This window comes from Sporosarcina sp. NCCP-2222 (genome assembly GCF_023168145.1).
Classification (GTDB): Bacteria; Bacillota; Bacilli; order Bacillales_A; family Planococcaceae; genus Sporosarcina.
Genome location: NZ_BQYK01000012.1, coordinates 1 through 6,807 on the forward strand (window position 1 = coordinate 1; position 6,807 = coordinate 6,807).

Annotated in this window: 4 protein-coding genes; all 4 read right to left on the reverse strand. The window is 46.3% G+C overall.

The window, feature by feature from the left end; all coding sequences use genetic code 11:
* Positions 1–535: 535 nt before the first annotated feature.
* On the reverse strand, positions 536–1,639 hold the full coding sequence (locus tag NCCP2222_RS18715) for an HD-GYP domain-containing protein (protein WP_248513910.1): 1,104 nt from the start codon (positions 1,637–1,639) through the stop codon (positions 536–538).
* 119 nt (positions 1,640–1,758) lie between these two features.
* Positions 1,759–4,278 (reverse strand): DNA gyrase subunit A, encoded by a 2,520-nt coding sequence (gyrA, locus tag NCCP2222_RS18720; RefSeq protein WP_248513911.1) that lies wholly within the window; start codon positions 4,276–4,278, stop codon positions 1,759–1,761.
* Between the two features lie 66 nt (positions 4,279–4,344).
* Positions 4,345–6,267, reverse strand: coding sequence for a DNA topoisomerase (ATP-hydrolyzing) subunit B (gyrB, locus tag NCCP2222_RS18725; protein ID WP_248514000.1), 1,923 nt, complete (start codon positions 6,265–6,267; stop codon positions 4,345–4,347).
* A gap of 80 nt (positions 6,268–6,347) precedes the next feature.
* Positions 6,348–6,807, reverse strand: a 460-nt coding sequence (locus tag NCCP2222_RS18730) for a DNA replication/repair protein RecF (protein WP_483882518.1), incomplete at its 5' end; no start/stop codon positions are given.

The window sequence follows — 6,807 nt, forward strand, 5'->3', positions numbered from 1 at the left end:
AGCCAGGATCAAACTCTCCATAAAAGAGAAATTCGAATAGCTCGAGTTTCTTGCTGGCATCATTTAAGATGTCAATTTCGAATCCGAAGATTCATGTTTGTCTTCTTCCCGACAGGGCCGGATTCCGACTTTATTGTTGACGTTTTGCTGTTCAGTTTTCAAGGTTCATGTTTGTTGTTGCCGTATCAGCAACTCTTATATCTTATCACTCTGTTTACTTCATGTCAACACTTTTAAAAACTTTATTTCTAAATGTTTTCCGGTTGGTTCAGTGAAGTGCAACGTTACTTACTATACCAGTTAGTTATTTGCTTCGCAATAGTTTTTTTAGAAAAACCTTAGATTTTTATCCTTTTGTTTATTCCTACTGGTATCGCCTTTAAAACCATCTATATAGAACGGGATAAAAAACGTGCTTTCCTATTACATTTCAGTAGGAAAACACGTAATAGTAATTAGAATGATAACAAGTTCAACTGACCTTTTAGACAGTTACCATTCAAATTCGTCCTTTGCTCTTGCCATATCTATTCAATTACTGCTCCAATACCTTCTCAATAGAGAGGGAACGTTTTGAAGCCAGATCAACTGTTTCTCCGGTCGGGAGCTTTTTAATCAACGGCCGAAGCGGAGCATCCCGATGGATGAACATGACCTCTCCCATATCGCCGTCCGATAATTTCACCCTTGTCCCAATGGATATATTGCCAATCAAGCTCTCTAGCGCTTGGACTATCTTAATATCAAACTTGCCGAATTCCTCTTCCTTAATCATTTCCAATACTTTATAAGGTGATTGTTTGGAACGATATATCCGTTCGGACGTCATGGCATGGAAAACATCGGACACCGCCAGTATTTGCGAATACCCCGATATGCTCTCCAATTTGTCCCCTCTCGGATAGCCGCTGCCATCCAGCCGTTCGTGATGCTGGAAGACTGCCAGTTTCATTTCCTTACGCAGTAGTGGTGTGTCTTGCAGCATTTGAAAGCTGAAAATCGTATGTTTCTTTACTTCATTGTATTCCTCTCTCGATAGAAAGGCGGACTTTTCGATTATTTGCGGGTCGATTTTCGCCATGCCGACATCAGCAAGCACGCCTGCCAGCCCTACTTGCATCGCATCTCCAGATGGATAACCGAGCTGCTTGCTAATCGCGGCTGCCAAGATGCCCACTCCTACCGAGTGGTGATATAAATAATCTTTTGACTCGGATAATTCATTTAGAGAAATCAACATATTCTTGCGGGTAGCAAAGGATTCCAAAAGGGGCAATACGGTTTGACGCACTTTGGCGATATCCACCTTTGCGCCAGAGCGCCAGCCCATGAACTCCTTTTTAAAGTTACGCACTGTTTCATAGTATTGTTTCCGAAGAGTCTCTCGACTAATGGGCATATTTTTGAGCATGTCAGCGGTAGACATGGCTTGGGAATCTTTGTCCTCGTCAGTCAATTTGTCAGGAGCTACTCGCTCTTCGACCTTCACCCGTGTCACTCCAAATGCTCGTAACGCATAAAGATGTTCCGGAGTCAGTTCCGTGTCTTTGCGCATGATCGGGTATTTTGTTTTGACGAAAACGTCTTCCTTTAATAGGATACCGGGGCGTAAGTCGCTCGTGTTCTTATAGAGTTCCATTACTGTTGGTTCACCGCTTTCGAGTTCTTTGCGACTATTATACTCCATATTTTTGGAATAAACTATGAAAAAAGTTGCTGATCCTGCAAATAGCAGAATCAGCAACTTCAATATTTCATTTATTCTTCATCCGGCGTTTCAGTCGAAAGCTCTTCAGCCGGTTCTAACTCCGGTATGCCATCCCCAGATTCCTCGGCTTCCTCTTCAGGCCCTTCTTTCTCCACCTTGGCGACAGTGGCAACTAGCTCATCCTCGCCCAGACGGATGAGGCGTACGCCTTGTGTGCTCCGGCCGATTGAAGAAATATCTTCAATGTCCATCCGGATCAGAATGCCGTGAATTGTAATAAGCATCAAATCTTCCGTGCCATTAACAGTCTTCATAGCAACAAGCTGGCCGTTCCGCTCTGTTACATTCAACGTCTTTAAGCCGTAACCGCCACGGGTTTGAATTCGATATTCTGATTCAGGTGTACGTTTTCCGAATCCTTTTTCCGTGACAACAAGGATTTCATCGCCTTCCCTGACCGTATCCATTCCAACAGCGATATCACCTTCCCGCAGGCGGATACCTCGTACTCCGCTTGCAACCCGGCCCATCACACGGATGTCTTCTTCATGGAATTTGATCAGCATACCGTTTTTCGTGCCGATGGCGATCTGTTCATTGCCGCTTGTCATCCGAACGCCGATCAGTTCGTCATCACCGCGAAGTGTGAGCGCAATCAGACCGTTGGACCGGATATTGGCAAAGTCAGAGATCGGTGTTCGTTTTACAACTCCTCCACAAGTAGCGAAGAAGAGGTATTTGTCTTCCTCGAACTTTTCAATCGGGATCATTGCTGTAACTTTTTCGTTTTTGTCAAAATCCAATAGATTGATGATCGGCAGACCCTTTGCTGTTCTGCTGTATTCAGGGACCTCATAACCTTTTTTCTTGAAGACCCGGCCTCTGCTAGTAAAGAAGAGAATCGTATCATGGGTTGACGTGTTCAGGAGATGTTCCACGAAGTCATCGTCATTTGTTCCCATCCCTTGGATGCCTCGGCCACCACGGCGTTGGCTTCGATACGTATTAGCCGGCAATCTCTTAATGTACCCATTATGAGTCAGTGTCAAAACAGAATTTTCAACTGGAATGAGATCTTCGTCTTCCAGCATTTCAGAACCGCCCATTGTAATATCCGTTCTGCGTTCATCCGCAAAACGGCGTTTCACTTCTAACAGTTCCTCCTTGATGATGTCGACCACTTTCTGTTCGTCTGCCAAAATGGCCCGCAATTCAGCAATCAAGACAAGAAGCTCCTGATACTCAGACTCGATTTTGTCACGTTCCAAACCAGTCAAACGTTGGAGACGCATATCCAAAATCGCCTGAGCTTGGCGGTCTGATAGCTCGAAACGCTCCATCAGGCCGTGTTTCGCTTCATCCGTCGTTTTGGATGCCCGGATCAAAGCAATGATCTCATCGATATGATCAAGTGCAATTCGCAAACCTTCCAAAATATGAGCCCGGTCTTCCGCTTTGTTTAAATCAAATTGCGTTCTGCGGCGGATGACGACTTTCTGGTGCTCTAAATAGTGATAAAGAATTTCTTTAAGCGCCAGAATTTTCGGCTGCCCATCGACCAACGCAAGCATATTGATGCCGAAGCTCGATTGCAGGGCAGTATGTTTATATAAATTATTGAGAAGAACGTTAGAATTCGCATCCCGGCGGACTTCAATAACAATCCGCATGCCTGTGCGATCTGATTCATCGGCTAAATGAGTGATGCCTTCGATTTTTTTATCGCGCACCAGCTCAGCGATTTTCTCAATCAATTTTGCTTTGTTTACTTGGTACGGAATTTCCGTCACAATAATCGTTTCTTTTCCGTTCGATTGCTGTTCGATTTCGACTTTTCCGCGGATGATGATGGAACCTCTTCCGGTTTCATAAGCTCTGCGGATTCCGCTTCTTCCCATAATAATCCCGCCTGTTGGGAAATCGGGACCTGGAATGATCTCCATCAATTCATCGGTCGTAATAGCCGGGTTGTCTGCGAGCGCCAATACGCCATCAATCGTTTCACCCAAATGATGCGGTGGGATATTGGTAGCCATACCGACTGCGATACCTGACGTACCGTTCACTAATAGATTTGGGAAACGGCTCGGGAGGACAATCGGCTCTTTCTCTTGCCCGTCGTAGTTGTCTTGATAATCAATGGTGTCTTTGTTAATATCACGCAGCAGTTCCATCGCAATCCGCGACATTCTGGACTCGGTATAACGCATCGCAGCTGCTGAGTCGCCATCGACGGATCCGAAGTTTCCGTGTCCGTCCACTAGCATATAGCGATAGTTGAAGTCCTGCGCCATCCGGACCATCGTGTCGTATACAGCACTGTCGCCGTGCGGGTGATACTTACCGATTACGTCACCAACGATACGAGCAGATTTTTTGTGTGGTTTATCAGCTGTGTTTCCTAGGTCCTGCATCGCGTAAAGTATACGTCGGTGCACCGGTTTCAAACCGTCTCGGACGTCCGGAAGTGCACGGGACACGATAACACTCATCGCGTAATCGAGGAAGGATGTCTTCATCTCCGTACTAATATTGATTCCTTGGACACCGCGGTTCGGCATATCAGCCATGTTGTCAAACTCCTTTCAACTCAGGCAATCTCTTTATCCATCTAGATTTTCCTGATCACAAGCCTATCAAGTATCCAAATTCTTGACGTACATTGCGTTCTCTTCAATGAATTTGCGGCGCGGCTCTACTTCATCACCCATGAGCTGTTCAAAGGTTGAATCGGCATCGAGCGCATCTTCAAGATGAACTTGAAGCAATGTGCGCACTTCAGGGTTCATTGTCGTTTCCCACAATTGGGTCGCATCCATCTCGCCCAGCCCTTTATAACGTGTAATGGCCGGCTTTGGAACTTCTGGTAGACGGTTCAGGATCTCTTTCAATTCCACTTCGTCAAAGCAATATTCCTCATGTTTTCCTTGCTTCACCCGGTAAAGAGGCGGCTGGGCAATATAGACATATCCTGCCTCAATCAATGGGCGCATGAAACGGAAGAAGAATGTTAGCAATAATGTCCGGATATGTGCACCATCGACGTCGGCATCGGTCATGATGACAATTTTATGATATCGCGCTTTCTGAAGATCGAACTCATCTCCGATTCCTGTTCCAAGCGCAGTGATCATCATACGGATTTCCGCGTTGCTCAGGATGCGGTCGAGTCTTGCCTTCTCAACGTTCAAAATCTTACCGCGCAGAGGCAGGATCGCTTGGAAATGACGGTCCCGTCCACTTTTTGCGGATCCTCCCGCCGAGTCACCCTCAACGATATACAGTTCGCTGATAGCCGGATCCCGTGAAGAACAGTCGGCAAGCTTGCCTGGAAGACTGGATACTTCCAGTACTGATTTCCGGCGCGTCAATTCGCGGGCATTTTTTGCCGCAATCCGTGCACGGGCAGCCATTAAGCTTTTATCAATAACAAGTCGTGCCGTCGTTGGGTTTTCAAGAAGGAAACGTTGGAAGCTTTCTGCAAAGAGCGAGTTCGTAATGGTGCTCACTTCGGAGTTTCCTAGTTTCGTCTTCGTCTGCCCTTCAAATTGCGGATCTGGATGTTTAACCGAAATGATGGCGGTGAGACCTTCGCGGACGTCATCACCCGAGAGATTCGGATCTGCTTCCTTCAGCAAATTGTTTTTACGGGCATAGTCGTTGATGACACGCGTCAAAGCTGTCTTGAAACCGGACTCATGCGTACCGCCTTCGTACGTATTAATGTTATTGGCGAATGAATAAATGTTCTCCGCGTAACCGCTGTTATATTGCATAGCGATTTCGATGGAGATGCCATCTTTTTCACCCTCGATGAAAATCGGCTCTTCGTGAATGGGTCCTTTGTTTTTGTTCAGATGCTCAACATAGGATTTAATCCCGCCTTCGTAATAGAAGGTGTCCATCCGTTTCTCTTCTTCCCGGTCATCAGTAATGCTGATGCGCAGCCCACGGTTCAAGTAAGCCAACTCACGCAAACGATTGGCGAGGATGTCATATTCATATACAGTCGTTTCGGTGAAAATTTCTGGATCGGCTTTAAAACGGGTCGTTGTTCCTGTTTCATCTGTCTCACCGATGACTGTCAGCTCCTGCGTCGGAACACCCCGCTCGAATTTAATCGAATGGACTTTGCCATCAAGTTTAACGTATACTTCCGTCTCTTCAGAAAGGGCGTTAACGACCGAAGCACCTACACCGTGCAAACCGCCGGATACTTTGTACCCTCCGCCACCAAATTTTCCGCCCGCATGCAAGACAGTCATAATGACTTCAACTGCTGGACGGCCTGTGGACTCCTGGATGCCGACTGGAATTCCGCGTCCATTGTCATCTACACGGATCCAATTATCCTTCTCAATCGTGACCTCTATGTGATCACAATAGCCTGCGAGTGCTTCGTCGATACTATTATCGACAATTTCCCAAACGAGATGGTGGAGCCCTCTCGAACTTGTTGTCCCGATGTACATGCCGGGCCGCTTACGAACAGCTTCCAATCCTTCAAGAACTTGAATCTGATTGGCATCATAAGCTGTCTGCATGTCTTTCTCTTCCATTGCCAACGTGTTCACCTTTCCTTTCTGAACCATACATATAACGATCAACCTGCCTAGCATTAGCAGGGGATTTTGGTCTCTTATTCTCTTTTGAAAACAGTGCCAGCATCCACTTCGAACAATTCGGCATGCCGTATCGTTTCGTGGTCAATGCCCGAAATGTTCGTTGTCGTAACAAAAGTCTGCACTTGGCCTTGCATAGTGTTCAGAAGATGCGATTGGCGATAGTCGTCCAGTTCTGACAGGACATCGTCCAGGAGCAGGACTGGTGTTTCGCCAACCTCTTGTTTGACCAATTCTATTTCTGCCAGTTTCAAGGACAGAGCCGTTGTGCGCTGCTGTCCTTGAGAGCCGTACGTTTGTATATCATAGCCATTCACAAAGAAATGGAGATCATCACGATGAGGGCCGACTAATGTGACGCCTCGTTCTAGCTCCCTCCGCTTCGCTTCGTGCAATTTTTGGCTGATTATCTTTTCCATCTCTTCCACAGTCTGCCCAGAATCAAGTTCTTTTAAAGTACCATACGATACTTTTAAT